The 15,543-nt window shown below is 46.8% G+C and carries 21 protein-coding genes; 10 read left to right on the top strand and 11 right to left on the bottom strand.

The genetic code is table 11. The features are described 5' to 3' along the window. Positions 1 to 75: 75 nt before the first annotated feature. Positions 76 to 486 carry an acyl-CoA thioesterase gene (locus tag C7R92_RS06985; RefSeq protein WP_017250051.1) on the top strand — a complete coding sequence of 137 codons (411 nt, stop codon included), beginning with the start codon at positions 76 to 78 and terminating at the stop codon, positions 484 to 486. Positions 487 to 491: 5 nt separating this feature from the next. Here C7R92_RS06985 and C7R92_RS06980 read toward each other — a convergent pair whose 3' ends face one another. Further along, entirely contained in the window at positions 492 to 788 is a 297-nt protein-coding gene (locus tag C7R92_RS06980; protein WP_106833690.1) for a hypothetical protein, read from the bottom strand. 98 nt (positions 789 to 886) lie between these two features. On the opposite strand from C7R92_RS06980, the gene C7R92_RS06975 reads away from it, so the two are divergent. Beyond that, a complete protein-coding gene (locus C7R92_RS06975) occupies positions 887 to 1,591 on the top strand; it encodes an HAD family hydrolase (RefSeq protein ID WP_106833689.1) in 705 nt (234 codons plus the stop codon). Positions 1,592 to 1,647: 56 nt separating this feature from the next. Here the strand turns inward: C7R92_RS06975 and C7R92_RS06970 are convergent, their stop codons facing one another. Genes C7R92_RS06970 through C7R92_RS06955 form a run of 4 tightly spaced genes read right to left on the bottom strand, consistent with a single transcriptional unit; the run spans position 1,648 to position 3,684 of the window. Next, complete coding sequence (locus C7R92_RS06970) at positions 1,648 to 1,833, bottom strand: hypothetical protein (protein WP_106833688.1); 186 nt, start codon at positions 1,831 to 1,833, stop codon at positions 1,648 to 1,650. Between the two features lie 30 nt (positions 1,834 to 1,863). Further along, positions 1,864 to 2,061 (bottom strand): hypothetical protein, encoded by a 198-nt coding sequence (locus tag C7R92_RS06965; protein ID WP_069846795.1) that lies wholly within the window; start codon positions 2,059 to 2,061, stop codon positions 1,864 to 1,866. After that, entirely contained in the window at positions 2,051 to 2,971 is a 921-nt protein-coding gene (locus C7R92_RS06960; RefSeq protein WP_106833687.1) for an ABC transporter ATP-binding protein, read from the bottom strand. Before C7R92_RS06960 ends, C7R92_RS06965 begins: the two co-directional genes overlap by 11 nt. Beyond that, a complete protein-coding gene (locus C7R92_RS06955; RefSeq protein WP_106833686.1) occupies positions 2,971 to 3,684 on the bottom strand; it encodes an ABC transporter permease in 714 nt (237 codons plus the stop codon). The genes C7R92_RS06960 and C7R92_RS06955 overlap by 1 nt, the downstream gene beginning before the upstream one ends. Before the next feature lie 108 nt (positions 3,685 to 3,792). Here C7R92_RS06955 and C7R92_RS06950 point away from each other — a divergent pair, with 108 nt between their 5' ends. Beyond that, positions 3,793 to 4,509, top strand: coding sequence for a response regulator transcription factor (locus tag C7R92_RS06950; protein ID WP_106833685.1), 717 nt, complete (start codon positions 3,793 to 3,795; stop codon positions 4,507 to 4,509). Continuing rightward, complete coding sequence (locus C7R92_RS06945; protein WP_106833684.1) at positions 4,506 to 6,245, top strand: sensor histidine kinase; 1,740 nt, start codon at positions 4,506 to 4,508, stop codon at positions 6,243 to 6,245. The genes C7R92_RS06950 and C7R92_RS06945 overlap by 4 nt, the downstream gene beginning before the upstream one ends. A gap of 56 nt (positions 6,246 to 6,301) precedes the next feature. Here the strand turns inward: C7R92_RS06945 and C7R92_RS06940 are convergent, their stop codons facing one another. Continuing rightward, positions 6,302 to 6,796, bottom strand: a complete 495-nt coding sequence (locus C7R92_RS06940) for a GNAT family N-acetyltransferase (RefSeq protein ID WP_069846785.1) — start codon at positions 6,794 to 6,796, stop codon at positions 6,302 to 6,304. A 160-nt stretch (positions 6,797 to 6,956) separates the two neighbouring features. Beyond that, a complete protein-coding gene (locus C7R92_RS06935) occupies positions 6,957 to 7,838 on the bottom strand; it encodes a YitT family protein (RefSeq protein ID WP_106833683.1) in 882 nt (293 codons plus the stop codon). Positions 7,839 to 8,078: 240 nt separating this feature from the next. On the opposite strand from C7R92_RS06935, the gene C7R92_RS06930 reads away from it, so the two are divergent. The 3 genes from C7R92_RS06930 (at position 8,079) to C7R92_RS06920 (ending at position 9,679) form a co-directional block, all read left to right on the top strand. Further along, positions 8,079 to 8,570 (top strand): SRPBCC family protein, encoded by a 492-nt coding sequence (locus C7R92_RS06930; RefSeq protein WP_244195675.1) that lies wholly within the window; start codon positions 8,079 to 8,081, stop codon positions 8,568 to 8,570. A gap of 118 nt (positions 8,571 to 8,688) precedes the next feature. After that, positions 8,689 to 9,015 carry a YnfA family protein gene (locus C7R92_RS06925; protein ID WP_106833682.1) on the top strand — a complete coding sequence of 109 codons (327 nt, stop codon included), beginning with the start codon at positions 8,689 to 8,691 and terminating at the stop codon, positions 9,013 to 9,015. 37 nt (positions 9,016 to 9,052) lie between these two features. After that, positions 9,053 to 9,679 (top strand): DUF2625 domain-containing protein, encoded by a 627-nt coding sequence (locus C7R92_RS06920; RefSeq protein ID WP_244195674.1) that lies wholly within the window; start codon positions 9,053 to 9,055, stop codon positions 9,677 to 9,679. A 40-nt stretch (positions 9,680 to 9,719) separates the two neighbouring features. Here C7R92_RS06920 and eutH read toward each other — a convergent pair whose 3' ends face one another. The 3 genes from eutH to C7R92_RS06905 form a co-directional block, all read right to left on the bottom strand. Continuing rightward, positions 9,720 to 10,994 carry an ethanolamine utilization protein EutH gene (gene eutH / locus C7R92_RS06915; RefSeq protein ID WP_017250064.1) on the bottom strand — a complete coding sequence of 425 codons (1,275 nt, stop codon included), beginning with the start codon at positions 10,992 to 10,994 and terminating at the stop codon, positions 9,720 to 9,722. 373 nt (positions 10,995 to 11,367) lie between these two features. After that, positions 11,368 to 11,568 (bottom strand): cold-shock protein, encoded by a 201-nt coding sequence (locus C7R92_RS06910; RefSeq protein WP_007725380.1) that lies wholly within the window; start codon positions 11,566 to 11,568, stop codon positions 11,368 to 11,370. A 251-nt stretch (positions 11,569 to 11,819) separates the two neighbouring features. After that, positions 11,820 to 12,419 (bottom strand): nitroreductase family protein, encoded by a 600-nt coding sequence (locus C7R92_RS06905; RefSeq protein WP_106833680.1) that lies wholly within the window; start codon positions 12,417 to 12,419, stop codon positions 11,820 to 11,822. 205 nt (positions 12,420 to 12,624) lie between these two features. On the opposite strand from C7R92_RS06905, the gene C7R92_RS06900 reads away from it, so the two are divergent. Further along, positions 12,625 to 12,987, top strand: coding sequence for a VOC family protein (locus C7R92_RS06900; RefSeq protein ID WP_106833679.1), 363 nt, complete (start codon positions 12,625 to 12,627; stop codon positions 12,985 to 12,987). A 53-nt stretch (positions 12,988 to 13,040) separates the two neighbouring features. On the opposite strand, the gene C7R92_RS06895 is transcribed toward C7R92_RS06900, so the two are convergent. Then, positions 13,041 to 13,826, bottom strand: a complete 786-nt coding sequence (locus tag C7R92_RS06895; RefSeq protein ID WP_106833678.1) for a class I SAM-dependent methyltransferase — start codon at positions 13,824 to 13,826, stop codon at positions 13,041 to 13,043. A 149-nt stretch (positions 13,827 to 13,975) separates the two neighbouring features. Here C7R92_RS06895 and C7R92_RS06890 point away from each other — a divergent pair, with 149 nt between their 5' ends. Together C7R92_RS06890 and C7R92_RS06885 are read left to right on the top strand one after the other, a co-directional pair. Continuing rightward, positions 13,976 to 14,638, top strand: a complete 663-nt coding sequence (locus tag C7R92_RS06890) for a futalosine hydrolase (protein ID WP_106833677.1) — start codon at positions 13,976 to 13,978, stop codon at positions 14,636 to 14,638. Beyond that, positions 14,635 to 15,480 (top strand): 1,4-dihydroxy-6-naphtoate synthase, encoded by an 846-nt coding sequence (locus tag C7R92_RS06885; protein ID WP_106833676.1) that lies wholly within the window; start codon positions 14,635 to 14,637, stop codon positions 15,478 to 15,480. The genes C7R92_RS06890 and C7R92_RS06885 overlap by 4 nt, the downstream gene beginning before the upstream one ends. Positions 15,481 to 15,543: the final 63 nt, after the last annotated feature.

Raw genomic sequence — 15,543 nt, 5'->3', positions numbered from 1 at the left:
TTCGGAATATTTTGAATGAATGTTCACTCAGGTAGCTGAATTCGTTATACTGAAGAAAAACAAGGAGTGAGAACGATGGCTCATCGCTATAATTTAACTGTGCGTTCTACTGATATTGATGTAATCGGACATGTGAACAATGCTAAGTATTTAGAGTACATGGAGTGGGCGCGTTTTGAGTGGATATGGGAGCAAGGATTTACACTGGATGAATTGAGGCGACGGGCCATCATGCCGGTAGTGGTCAATATAAATATTAACTACCGCAAAGAGTTGAAGATGCGTGAAGAGGTAACGGCGCTTACTACGGTGATCAAGGTGGGTGAAAAAAGCTTCGTCATCCGCCAAGAGCTGTACAACGCTGCAGAGGTATTAGTGGCGGACGCCGATGTGACAATGGTCATGATCGATGCGAATACACGCCAGTCTATTTCTTTGCCAGTTGAGTTAAAAGAGACACTGCTTGTAGAATTGCCTAAAAGCTAAAGGCATCAGGATGACTTGCGAATGAAATCTCGGCGGAAATTATTCCATTCGAGAGCGCGCAGCGCCAATGTCTCCAAGATACGCTCATGGCGATCTTGACCTTCCTTTAACTCAGCAACATCCTGCTTTAACGCAGCAACATCCTGCTTTAGTTCGGCAACATCGTTTTTTAACTGGTGAACGTCCATAGTCAAAGCTTCCATCTTGGCATCCAATTCGTCCTGCCGATCCATAAGAGCATGAGCAACCAAACGCAACTCATTCATACCCTCTATCAAAATATCCAGTTTTTCGTTAGACATGTTTCCACCTCCTTTTTCCGTTACAATGATCATAACAAAAGACAGAGTCATATGCACAATGAAACAGCAAGAAAAAGGGAAGGGGACGCAACTCAGCCATGTCCAAATTTACAACAATCCTATTTGATCTCGACGACACTCTCTTCGATTTTTCAGCTTGCTGGGAGAAAGGGATGCAGCAGACGATCGCGGCCCATGCACTTACAGCAGAACTAGACCAAGAGAAATTCCTTGAGGCTCTGCGGCGCCACGGAGATGATTTGTGGGTCGATGTGATTGCCAAACGCTACGATTTTACGCAATACAGAAGGTTACGTTTTCAGCGAGCCATGGCTGATTGTAACCGACAGATTGAAGTGGAGCAGGTCGACGATTTTCAACGCGCCTATCAGGCGGCATGTATGGATGCAGTCCAGCCAGATGTCACTGTTCAGTCTACCATTGCGAAGTTGGCAGAAGAGCATACGCTAGGGATTGTCACCAATGGCCCTGTCGATATGGCTCTTATCAAAGTGGAGCGGTTGGGTTTGTCTGCGTATTTTCCTCGGGAGCGGGTGTTTATCTCCGAAATCATCGGACATCATAAGCCTGATCTACGCATATATGAACATGTTCGTGAAAAACTCGGTGTTGAGAGCAAACAGGTGCTGTTCGTTGGAGATACGTGGGAGGCAGATGTAGCAGGCGCGATGGACGCAGGCTTCTCAGCGGTTTGGATCAATCCAGGTGGGAAGAAGCCTACTTCCGAGCATCAGCCATTCGCTGTCATTGAACGACTGGATCAACTTCTCGCAATCTTGTAGAAAAAAGCAGCCCGTTGCCCCATAGCTGTTTTCGGTGGCAATCAAGCTGCTTTTTTCTAAGTATTTTCTTGCTTCTTTTGTTCCTCACGTTTTGCGTACTGCTTTCTCATGAAAAGGATGAGAGTAACAATAATCAGCCCAATTAAAATCCCAATAGCTCCCGGTGTAAGATTTCCCCAAAAGATTTTATACAGTAACATCCCTGTCAGGATAACGGCAAACTCCAGATATCTACTGGCCATGCGAATCTTCCCCCATTTACATGAGCCTGATTATCGATGGTTTCTACTAACCTGATCTTTCATTTTTTCATGCTGACTCTTCCTGTACTTTGTGATGAAAAAGATGAGATTGAGGACAATCAGGCCAATCGTGATTGACATACTTCCGGTGGTCACGCTTTTTCCTATCGAGATGTTGAAAAGCAGCATCCCGGATAGAAGCAGGGCAAAAACGAGATTAAGCATCATGAGCTTCTTCCCCCATAAAGATTCGTTCGAGCGAAGGTACTTCAACGTTCACGCCATAAATATCCACGCGTCCCTGAACAAGAGCACGAACGAGGGTTGCCACTTTTTGATCATCATCGACCTGGATCGAGAGACGCCCGTCTTCCCAAATCGTATTGCGCCCGAGTGACTCAATAAAGGTGCGCAGGTTTCCAGAATCCTCTGTAGCAAAAGCCGAGTGGCGCACATGCACAGATCGCCATGCCTGATGGGCAGCTTGCAACTCATCGAGAGTGCCGAGTGAACTGATATTTCCGCTTTTCATGATGGCGATGCGGGTACAGATTTTCTCGACTTCATTCAAATTGTGCGAGGTCATGAAGATCGTTTTACCTTTTTGATGGAGCTTGCGCAGCAAATTTTGAATATGCAGGGCTGATTCGACGTCTACGCCAGAAGTAGGTTCATCAAGGAAGATGAGCTCTGGGTCTCCGACTAATGCTTGGGCAATACCCAGCTTCTTTTTCATCCCGAAGGAAAAGGTTTTGGCTTTGCGGGATGCATGCTCCTCAAGCTCAACGGCTGTCAGGATACGCATGCATTCTTCCTTTGTCAGTGTGACGCCTTTTACCTGAGCGAAATAGTGCAGGTGCTCCGCAGGAGAGAGATGGTCGTAGAAGGTGGAGTAATCCGGCAGTACGCCAATTCGTTTTTTCCATCCCTCTGTATGGGCATCTTCTCCAAACATGCGAATGGTGCCTGCTGTCGGAATCAGAATACCTGTCAGCATATTGATAAAGGTCGATTTTCCTGCGCCGTTTCGACCGAGGAATCCGAAAATCTCCCCGCTGTGCACAGTAAGACTGACGTCATTCACGACCGTGCGATTGCCAAAGCGCTTGTTCAACTGTATGGTCTCGATTATTGCCATTAACAATCCCTCCGTCGGAATAAGTACATAGAAGCGATTAGGAAAGCTGCTGCATAGAGCCATATGAAGCTGGTCCAGGCGCCACCTTTTTCCATAAATGAAAAGGGTGTCAAATATTTAATCCATGGTGCTGCTGGGTGACTGGAGAAGGTGCTCCACAGACCGAGACCTGGCATAATCAGTGCGATCACAATTCCCAAAAACATTGTGTAGCTGGGGCGAGGTATCACGAGCGAGAGCAGCAGTGCCAGCGAGATGCAATAGATAAGCAGGGATACGCAGAGGTAAAAGGTCTTGGCGTCAAACGTTTGCACGGTGGCTAAAACTACGCCAAACGTAATAAACATGCAGGTTAGCCAGAAGAACGCCACTCCGAGAAATTTCCCTAAAATGATCTGATTGCGTGAAGTCCGGGTAACGAGAAAGCGAATCGTCCTGCCCGCTAGCTCACGATTTATGACATCATGGGACAGGCTGAATACAAACAACGGCCCAAACAGCATGATAAGTACAAAGATACCAAGCGCATGTCCCTGCGCCAGCTCCTGTTGTGGCAGAAAGCTTGCTGCCTGATTGACGAGGTCAGAAACCAAGTACGAGATGCCTACGATAAAGGCAACGGTAATTAACGATTTGATACTTTTAAACAACCGAAAAAATTCGTGTTGGCAAATAGCCCACATAGGTGAATCCGCTCCTTTCTCCTTCATCATAATGGCCAGACCTTTCCCCTACTAAAACGCTACCTTACCATTTCCTTATCTTTTTTGTTGGCGTCGTTTCTCATGGTAGAATGAATGACAGCAGGGGAGGGAACGGATATGGAGAAAGAAGCAAGAATCTTGCTGGTAGATGATGAAGAAGCGATTTTGCAGATGCTCCAAACAGTGCTGAAAAAGGAAGGCTTTGTCAAGATCGATACATGTACGACAGCAGCAGAGGCGATTCGTCTTGTGGAGGAGAAGACATACGACTTGTTGATTCTGGATGTGATGCTGCCTGATAAAAATGGATTTGAGCTGTGCGGAGCAGTGCGCCAGAGAACAAAGGCACCGATCTTTTTTCTGACAGCAAAGGGCACAGATTTTGATAAATTAAGCGGATTCGCTTATGGAGCGGACGATTATATTACGAAGCCGTTTCATCCGTTAGAGGTCGTGGCCCGGATGAAGGCTCATCTGCGCAGAACCTTGGGGGGATCTGTTCCATCGACGGAAGAAAAACGCTTTGATTTTGGACGTTTTCACGTAAATGTGGAGGCAGCCGAACTATTCGTGAACGGAGAGCGAGTAGACTGCCCGGCGCAAGTATTTTCCTTGCTCGTCTTCTTCTGCCAGAATCCAAACCGAGTATTTACGAAAGAACAAATATACGATCATGTATGGAAAGACGAGTACGGAATGTTTGATGAAAATACTGTCATGGTGCACATTCACAAGCTGCGCCAGCGCATAGAAGAAAATCCGGGACAGCCAAAGCTCCTGGTCACGGTGAGAGGGCTGGGCTACAAGCTGGTTAGCCCGGCAAGACAGTCATGAATTTGCGGAATAAGCTGATCTTTCAATATGTCCGGCAGCTGTTCGGATTTCTCCTCGTTTTACTGCTATTTCTGATTATCGCGATGCTGGGGTTAGGCTGGCGGATCATGAACGAGCAATTGTCCATCGATTTGTCCAGGCTGGATGCGTCTGATTTGACGTTGAAGATTGATTATGAGGGGGAGCGTATTCACGTCGAGCCGGAAATCGAGAAAAGCGTGGCGAGACATCAAGGCTGGTTGCAGATCATCGACAAGCACGGCAAAATTCTGTACAACTATCGGACACCTGCTGATGTTCCCAGTCAATTTGGGCCAGGGGAGTGGATCGCTTATGTAGAAAATCGTGATGCTTCTCGTTATCACATTACAAATTGGGTCATTAACCAATCTGACGAGAACATTATTATCCTCTATGGAACACCCGCTCCCGAAAAAGAAATGATGAAGCGCCTGATCGCAGCAAAAACGGGAAAGAGCAAGGAGACATGGGATGAGTTGAACGAAAGCTTTTCCCAAGAAAAGGCATGGTACTTGGTATACGATCGTGCGGGGAAACTCATCCATCAATGGAATCACCCGAACGCTTCCGCCCAGTTAGATATGACGGAAGTTCTTCAGAATGGTGAGACAGCCAAAAATGTTCCTGTTCATATCACTAGCAGATATGACAAAAATAGCGATTTGACATACGTAGTGGGCATTCCGAATCCAACCTATCAGTCTGGTGTCCAAGAGACGTCTGAGGATGCCATGGTCAAGGAAACGTTCCTTCAGATCGGTATTGTTTTGATCCTGGTCGTTTTATTCGCAGGTAGCTGGTATGCGTGGCGGGTAGGTAAGCCGCTCTTGCATATGGTGAATTGGCTGGAAAGACTGGCCCAAGGTCGCTATGAGGAGCCCATCGGGAAAAAAGGAAAACCAATCGGAAGGAATTGGCGTGGGAAAGAAAAGAAGTCATTTCGTGTGTTCAAGGATGTGTTTGACGCTCTCCGGCATCTGAGTGAAACCTTGCGTTCCAATGAAAAGCTTCAACGAGAGATCGAGCAGACGCGAGAGGAATGGATTACCGGGCTCTCCCATGATCTCAAGACACCTCTGAGCTCGATTTACGGTTATGCTACCTTTTTGGAGTCCGACCAGTACGAGTGGGACAGAAAAGAAGTCAGCGAATTTGGGAAAACGATACGGGAAAAGTCAGACTACATGAACGGGCTGATTGAGGATTTGAATTTGACCTATCGACTTAAGAACCAAGCTTTGCCGATGGTCAAACAACCTGTCGCGATCGTAGAAACCATTCGCAGGATTGTGGTGGATATGGTGAACGATCCGAGCTCTTCTTTGCATGACATCGAATTTTCGGCGAATGTCCAATCGATAACAGCCGAGGTCGATCCAATCTGGTTTCGCCGCATCATCGTCAACATTTTGACAAACGCGATCAAGTATACCCCGACAGGTACACACGTGCTCGTAGAGGTGCAGTCGATTGCAGCAGATCAATTTATGGTCAAAATTGCGGACGATGGTCCGGGTATGGATGAGACGACGCTGGCCAATCTGTTCGAAAGATACTATCGAGGTGGGCATACAGGAGAGAATACTAGTGGAACGGGGCTGGGCATGGCGATAGCCAAGCAGCTGGTCTTGGCTCACGGGGGAGAGATTACGGTGGACAGCAAGCTGGGTAGCGGAACTGTTGTCGTAATGACGTTTCCTGCGGTCACCAGCTAGCTGGTTTCTATAAGGAAAGCCAAGGGATTCGCATTGTCCCTTGGCTTTTTCTAGTATTACGGTTTCGAAATAAACGTTTGAATGACTTTGCCATCCTCTTGACGCTCTTGATAGTGATTGGCTGTGTAATCTCGGATGCTGGCACGCCAAAAGCCGATAGCAGGCATGTTGTTTTCCAATTGAAAGACTTCCCAGGCACCCGGGAACATTTTGAAGATTTGATGGGAGGCCGTTTTTCCGATCCCCAGCCGACGGTAGCGTTTCATGATAAAAAACTCGGCAATGGAGTGGATCGATGGCAAATTTGGACCAGAGCTTGTGAGCATGCGGACAAGGACAAACCCGGCCAGCTTACCATTTACCTTGATAAAAAAGGGATGGCGTTCTGGTTCTACCCAATACTTCTCAAAGTAGTCATAGCCAAACAAGCCGTTGTCATCTACTTCGAAAGGCTCAAACTCAGTGAAATCGTACGTATACAGCTCCAACAGTTGCTTGAGAGCGTGCTTCTGTTCAAAAGGAACTCGTTCTATCGAGAATGCGTGATTCACTGAGAAAACCTCCTTCATCCATGAGTGATACGAATATCGTACTCTATTTATCAGCTTGTGGAAACAAATGGTAGACATTTCTTTACAGAACGTAATTACAAAAATACCCTATAGAACGACTTTTTCAAAAGTCTGCTCTATAGGGTACACTTTTTTCCCTCTAATGAATCGCATTCTTCTTAAACTGCCCGCCGCGCACATCGTGAATATTGCCGACAGCCAAGAAGGCATTCTCGTCAACTTCTTCCACGATCAGCTTCAGCTTGGCTTCTTCTAATCGTGTAATAATGCAGAAAATTACTTTCTTGTCGTCTCCAGTATAGCCGCCTTCACCATTCAAATAGGTCACACCACGTCCCAGACGAGCAACAATCGCATCTCCCAAATCCTTGTGATTGTCGCTAATGATCCATACCGCTTTCGACTCCTGGAAGCCTTCGATGGTCAGATCGATCATTTTGAATGCAATGTAGTAGGCGATCAGCGAGTACATCGCGCGATCCCAACCGAATACAAATCCGGCACTGCTCAAAATGAATAAGTTCATGAACATAACGATCTCACCAACGGAGAACGGAGATTTCTTGTTAAGTAGTACAGCGACGATCTCTGTACCATCCAGAGAGCCTCCATAGCGAAGAACAAGTCCTACACCAATCCCGAGAAGTATGCCGCCAAATACAGCTGCAAGCAGGGGATCATCCGTTAGCCCTGGGACAGGGTGAAGGAGTGTCGTTCCAATTGACATGATCGTAACCCCAAAGAGGGTCGAGAGTGCAAACGTTTTTCCGATTTGCTTGTACCCTATGATTAAGAAGGGCAAGTTAAGCACGAAAAGGAAAACGCCAAGAGGCAATCCAGACAGATGCGAGGTAATAATCGAGATACCTACGATTCCACCGTCGATAATATTGTTCGGTACGAGAAAAATCTCGAGTGCTACCGAGAACAGGGAAGCACCAATCAGGATACCGAAGACCCTCTTGAGCAATTTTCCAATGGGTAATTTCTGATGAGTCGATTTTGCAAGTGGTTGTTCCATCGTTCCTCTCCCCATTGTGAAATTTTTTACTTACTTAGTTATTATAGCATTCATTCTTATGCGATTACTGCACAATTACACTTTTTAGTAAAAAATATTCCATTCAGACTTGTTCAGACTCATTTATACGCTTAAAATCTCGTTCAGGCATGAAATTGGAGATAGCGAGTGTTTGTATTGACTGGATATACAGAAATTGCTATTTTCAAACTGTTAGGAAAATAGTTGGGGGGAAGTTTAATGGGTTTCCTCAAAGCGGAGATAGAAGTATCATCATCCATAGAGCTGGTTTGGTGGGCATGGACACGAAAGGAACGGCTTGTTCAGTGGTTTGCGCCTGATGCAACGATTGAGCCGTATCTGGGCGGAACGTACGAATTATACTTCAATCCAGTCAATCGCGACCAAATGGGGACGAAAGGGTGCATCATTACCCATTTTGAACCGAAGGAGCGTTTGGGCTTTACATGGAAGGGACCGGATGAATTCGCAGATACCATGAATCACGAGGATGCCTTGACTTACGTGCTTGTCACCTTGTCTGAAGCAGAGGGGAAAACGCAAGTATTGGTCGAGCATTTCGGTTGGAAAGAGGGAGAGGAGTGGGAAAAGGCTCGGGGCTGGCACGAAATGACTTGGTCTCATGTTTTGGGGAGCCTGAAATCTGCACTTGAATCGGGAAAGGAGATCTGTGCTGCTCTCCACAGGCTGCCCATCAAGGGTAGATTTTGAAGATTCGTCCGTCATGGCGAGCCAATGTGATGATTACATATACAGACTATGAGGGACAATCAGATAATAGACGTGATCTTTGCACTTACTCGTTTTGATAGGAAAAGAGGAAACATGGATGACGGTATCGATACTATTGTTTATTTTAGCGGGATTGGCCGAAATCGGCGGGGGATATTTGGTATGGCTTTGGCTAAAGGAGTCCAAGCCATACTGGTACGGTATCGTCGGGGCGCTGATCCTGGTGTTGTACGGAATCATTCCTACGCTTCAAAGCTTCCCTTCCTTCGGGCGGGTATATGCCGCCTATGGAGGGGTCTTTATCATTCTTGCTGTTTTTTGGGGATGGCTGGTGGATAAAAAGACACCTGATTTGTATGACTGGGTAGGCGCTATTATCTGCCTGATCGGAGTGAGCGTCATCTTATGGGCGCCGCGCCAATAACTTTGGAGTGGAGGCTGAAACGAAAAGCTTCGAGGAATTGTACTGCGAAAAGGATTCAGCGATCGAAGAGATAAAAAAATGGCAGTCAGCATCAGACCGAAAGATTACCCTTCTTCCATCTGAACAGGAGAAAGGGGAAAAACAGCTTGTTGATTTACAAGTAACGACGAGGTCAACTCTAGGGGCTGTTGCTTTTGAAACAGGCGGGATTCTGATTCACCAAGGCTGGCTGAGGATTCTAGGGTCAGGTCATCCGAATTTACCCCGTTCCATCACTTCTTGGAATCAGCAATGTGCCATGAATCAGATGCTGTTGGTAGCAGACGATGTCATAGGGGGATTCTTTGCGATCAATGGTGGAATGTTTCCAGATTCGGTAGGCGGTATATGGTATTTTGCTCCGGACAGTCTCGCGTGGGAGGATCTTGAGATTGGCTATACCGACTTTTTGCACTGGGCAATGACGGGGGATATCCACACGTTTTATGCGACATTTTTCTGGAAGGATTGGGAGATGGACGTTTCCAAGCTAAAAGGGGATGAAATGTTCGCGATCTATCCTTTTTTGTGGTCAAAAGAAGCTCGTGAATTAACGATGGAGGGGTGCTCAAAAAAGCCAGTACCTGCATGGGAAATTTGGGAGATGAACCAGAAGGTTGTGTAAAGGAAAAAAGAGCGGCCCACGAAGGACCGCTCTTTTGCTTTTATTGTTTGGTTGCTGCAACTTCAGCTTGAGCGCTATTATGATGATCCAAGTACTCATCTGGACCGATAATTCCTGCAGCACGATCTTGTTTTTCTAGTTCAAGTGCTTTCGGAACGGAGAGCCAGTAAGCAAAAGCAATCCCGATGATACCTGCACCCAATTTACCAATCATAACCGGCAAGATAATGTTCGGTTGGAAGTTTGCCGAGAAGGACAAGTGGTCACCCAGCAAGAAAGCGGAACAAACCCCGAAGGAAATGTTGATAACTTTGTCTTTTGGCGGCATGGAACGAATGAGACGGAACATAGCCAGGATGTTCGCGCTAGTTGCGAGCAAGCCTGCACTACCAGAAGGGCTCATGCCCAGCTTATTACCCAATGCTTCGAGTGGCTTCGCTGCATATTTACGCAGCATGTAAACCATTGGGAACGCACCTGCGAGCATGATACCGATGTAACCAGCGGTCTCCAACGCACGGTATTGATCGGTTGGATCGGCGATGATTGGATCGAAGCCCCAAGCTCCGAAAATCTTTGTAAAGATGCCAGTAAAGTGTTGCACGATCGAGAATACGAGAACGAGCTTGATAGCTGCATCCATTGTCTTCCCGAAAATCATGAAGCCTTTAATCATCAAGTCTGGCAGGAAACGCAGACCAGCAGCAATCGCTAGTACGAAGAACAAAATCGGTGAAAGGTTCAGAAGTACCTGTCCGAAGCCAATGGCAAAAGCATAAGTCGATTCAGCGTTCGTCGAGATTTCAGCACGAACCTCTGCATTTGTCAAAACAAGAATGGCACTAGAGATAAAAGCACCAATCGGAACAGTCAAAATACCGGACATTACGCCAAGCGCCATGTATTTATGGTCGCGCTTGTCCAACATAGCAAGTCCCATTGGGATGGAGAACACGATCGTAGCACCGGCCATCAGACCGACGATCATCGCCATAACCCATCCTTCTGTGGAGGTCTTCAGGAGGTTTGCCAACTGATAGCCACCCATGTCAGATGCGAGAATCGCAGTTGCCGCAATCGCAGGATCTGCTCCAATTTTGTTGAAGATGGGTGATACCGCTTTTTCTACGAACCAAGAGATGTACGGTAGGGATGCCATAATACCGGCAGCAGGAACGAAGATGTAACCTGTTGAGTGAATCCCTTCCATGAACTCCTTACCGAGACCCTCATCGGCGTTGCGAATCGCGGCAATGGCACCAATCACTGCACATAACATGATGATGTAAATAATGACGCTTCCAATGTGCTCCATGGATATCCCACCTTTTTGCGGATGTAAACAATAAAAGCACTTAGGATCTCATCAATGAATGAGATAGATCCTAAGCGCCTTTGCTTACTTTGTATGAACTTGTTTACAGGTAATGGCAATAACAACCAGCTGGAACCGCTTTCATAGCTCGCTAAAAATAAACAAAAAATACAAATGGCGTTTATTTTATTGTGTCATTTTAGAAACTTATGCTAGAAAGCGCCGTTGCTTTACTCTGCATTATAAAGTGATTATATGGGGAGGCATGGCTATTGTCAACTGCTCTTTAGGAACAAAGAACGAATTTTGCGAAGAAAAAAAGTTGGAAAAAAAAGCCGCCCTTGTTATTCGCAAGGGCAGCTTTATGTTTAATTTACAGTTTTGTTACGTTCTCAGCTTGTGGTCCACGGTTGCCTTCAACCACGTTGAATTCAACGCGTTGGCCTTCTTCGAGGGTTTTGAAACCGTCGCCTTGGATTGCGCTGAAGTGAACGAATACATCGTTTCCGCCTTCAACTGCGATGAAGCCATAACCTTTTTCTGCATTGAACCATTTAACTGTACCTGTTTGCATGGGTGTTACCTCCAACAAAATAAAATGAATATGTAACTTTTATTTATGGATAAAATAAAATTCACACATTGTAAAAGGTTCAAACATAAGTGTAAACCCTTTACAATATGTGAACGCTTTAAATAGGAATCTTTTGTTTAAGCTAATACTATCACAGAAGAAAGAGGAAAGCAATCGCTCAATAAACGAAAAGACGGCCCGAGTACGAAATAATCAGAGCCGTCCATTACGAACATTGAACAAAATGTTACTTAGGAAAAGAACTTCACTCTCTCATCCAAAGGCTGGAATTGTTTTTCACCTGGTTGAGCGGTTGGTTTGCCAAAAGGCATTTGTGCTCGCAGCTTCCATTCGCTCGGGAGGTTCCACGTTTGTTGGACTTCTTCATCGATGAGTGGATTGTAATGCTGCAAGGAAGCACCGAAGCCCTCGATTTCCAGCGCAGTCCACACAACATATTGAAGCATACCGGAAGATTGCTCGGACCAAATCGGGAAATTATCTTTGTACGCTGCGAATTGCTGCATGAGGTTTTCGACGACGCTCTGGTCTTCAAAGAAAAGAACAGTGCCGTAGCCGCTACCGAAAGCGTTCATTTTTTCTTCCGTGGCCCCGAAATTTTCAGCGGGAACGATTTTACGCAGTGTTTCTTTGGTAATGTTCCACAGCTTATCGTGCTCCGCACCCAAGAGGACAACAACGCGAGCGCTTTGGGAGTTGAATGAGGATGGTGTGTACTTTACTGCTTCCTGCACGATTTCTTTAATACGCTCGTCAGATACAACATTTTCCTTGCTGATCCCATAGTACGTTCTTCTGTCTTTTACGGCTGCAATAAAATCCTTACCCACTCTGCATTCCTCCTGCAACTTGATTTTACACTAACATGATGCATTGAAAGGGAGAAGGTTATTCAATGCATGGTTCCTTACATTTCGTAATTAAATATAAATTCTTATGAAACTGATGTCAACATTTGGGTGTGCTGATAGCGATAAGTAAACTTTTTTTCGGTTAGAATGGGATGATAAGGTTCGAGTTAGTAAGGAGGAAATGATGATTACCAAAATGGCAACGGTAGCTGTTTACGTAGAAGATCAACAACGCGCAAAAGTGTTCTGGACAGAAAAGGTTGGATTTGAAGTCAAGCAAGAGCACCCGATGGGACCAAACAGCAGTTGGCTGGAGGTAGGACCAGCAGGTGCACAGACTGCTTTGGTACTCTATCCGAAAAGTATGATGAGCAACTGGCAGGAACAAAAAGCCTCGATCGTTTTTGAATGTACAGAAATTGAAAAGACGTACGAAACGATGCGCACAAACGGTGTTGTTTTTCAAGGAGAACTGAACAAGATGCAGTGGGGGACCTATGCGACTTTTCAGGATGAAGATGCCAACAGCTATTTGCTAAAAGGATAAGCGGAGTGAAGACCTCTGGCCAAATGCGGCTGGAGGTTTTTTTATAGGACGAATCAAACAATCGTGCGAACGAGGTAATACATGTGCGTAGTTGGTAGACCATCAGACGTCGCATAGTGGTCAAAAATCGGCATAACACTCTCCATGTGCTGTTCGATGGCGGACGAGAGAATAGTGGGACTTTGTCCGAAGCAACGCATGCGAATGACATCGAGCGGGGTCTGAAGATACTCGGTGGCGATCACCGTCTGAATATCCACTCGCTGAAAAGCAGCTTGTCTGAGTCTCTCTTGCAAATTTTGCAGGATCGGAGTGTCCACTGGACGTGAACCAAATAAATGAGGAAACCATTCGAATAATTCGGCGGACAACTGATCGCCCGGATGTAATCCGATGAAGGAGCCTCCTCTTTTAACGACGCGTGCTATATCTGGATAGGCGGAGGTAGGTCCCTTGCGATTGTAGGCGCAATCGAACGTATCGTCATGGAAGGGGAGAGTATATTTCGTATTGGTGACAACGAAGGAGACGTTTTCGGGTGTTTGCGTGCGGGCCTTTTGCACAAAGTTTTCTGTCACATCCAAGCCGACAATTTCTTTGACAGAACGGGTCCAGTGCAGTGTGAATGCACCATGTCCGCAGCCGATGTCGAGAACGGATTGATTCGGAACCATGCGACTAATTTCTTCCATAAAAAGCGACTCGCCATTCGGTTCCGTAATGGTAGAGCGCCACGGGTATACGTGTTCACCAGTCATTTCGCCCAGCTGAGTGTACCAGGCCAAAGAGTGGGGGGCGAGCCAGTCGGGATGGGTGTTTGGATTCGGTGGATGAAGCATGATCGGTCACCTCTCATCTAACGAAAATGCACAACAGGTATCATTGTAATAATTTCCCTGTCTTTTGACAAACTCTTTAAACGGCTTTACACGAACGAAAAGTAGCGATAACGTGGAAGATGGAAAGCGGTTGAAAGGAGCCAGGGCAAATGATTTTGTCACAACAATATAGAAGCATTCTGATCGTGACCTCCGTTGACGCAGAACGGGATGCAGTAATGCGCGGCATTCAAGGGGATGAGCGTTTCACAGTCATCGCTGGGGGAGTAGGGCCAGCGGCAGCCGCAGCGAGTACAGCCAGAGCGCTTGCTTGCGCGGACTACGATCTGGTCATTTGTGCAGGAATATGCGGTGGATTTGTGGGAGAAGCAGAGATTGGGTCGCTGGTTGTCGCGACAGAGATTATTTGTGCGGATTTGGGGGCAGAAACGCCTGAGGGTTTTTGCAGTGTGGACGAGCTGGGATTTGGATCAGCTCGGGTAAGTGTCGATCAAGAGATGGTCGAACGGGTCACGGAAGCAATGAAGGTGGCAGGCTTGGTCGCCAAAAAAGGCATTGTACTCACACTATCAACCGTGACGGGAACAGCGGAAACAGCGGCGGCTTTGGCACAGCGGATGCCAGACGCGCTAGCTGAAGCGATGGAGGGGTATGGGGTTGCGACTGCTGCCCAGGCTGCCAGACGACCTGTTCTGGAAATTCGCACGGTATCGAATGCAATTGGACCGCGGGATAAATCCGCTTGGCGGATAAAAGATGCGTTGGAATCTCTGGAAAAGGGAAGCTCTGTACTACGGGAGGTACTATCATGAAAATTGCGTTTTCACCATGTCCGAATGACACTTTTGTTTTTCATGCCTGGGCACATGATTTAATTCCGGGAGCGCCAAAGCTCGATATTATGTACGCAGATATCGATATTACGAATACGCTTGCTGCACAGGGGGAAGGCCCAGAAGTAATGAAAATCTCCTATGCGGCATTGCCTTGGGTGATGGACAACTACTCGTTGCTTTCTTGCGGCGGTGCACTGGGCAGAGGATGCGGGCCACTTGTTTTGACCCAAGGAAATTCTGGCGAGAGTGCGAACGCTCCTGCACGCCTGTCCAACAAACGTGTAGCAGTTCCGAGTGAGCGCTCCACAGCTTATTTACTGTTCCGGCTCTGGGCTGCACAAAATGTCCCGGGTGGTGTAGGGGAGATCGTCGTCATGCCGTTTCATGAGATTATGCCTGCTGTACGTGACGGCAAGATCGATGCGGGACTCGTGATCCACGAGGCGCGTTTCACGTATCAAAACTACGGGCTGTCTCTTATGACTGACTTGGGCAACTGGTGGGAGTCTGATACGAATTTGCCGATTCCGTTGGGGGCCATCATCGCGAAAAAATCAATGGACATCGAGGCTCTGACCAATTGGACGCGCTCCTCTGTGGAATATGCTTGGGCGAATCCGACCGCATCACAACAATATGTCATGTCCCATGCCCAAGAGCTGTCCCTGGAGGTAGCGCAAGCACATATTAACTTGTACGTGAATGAGTTTACAAGAAATTTGGGTAACGATGGTTATGCAGCAGTCGAGGCTTTGCTCGGTCGTGCAGCCGAGGAAGGGCTTGTACCAGCATTTGATTTGTCGACATTACGGCGATAACTGATTTAATAATCGGAGGGGGCAGCTTGCAGAGTTGCCCCCTTTTCCGTGCGCCCAGCATGG

This window comes from Brevibacillus porteri (genome assembly GCF_003013475.1).
GTDB lineage: Bacteria > Bacillota > Bacilli > Brevibacillales > Brevibacillaceae > Brevibacillus > Brevibacillus porteri.
The sequence above is the reverse complement of the archived record's forward strand: the minus strand, read 5'-3'. Positions and strand labels throughout refer to the sequence as shown.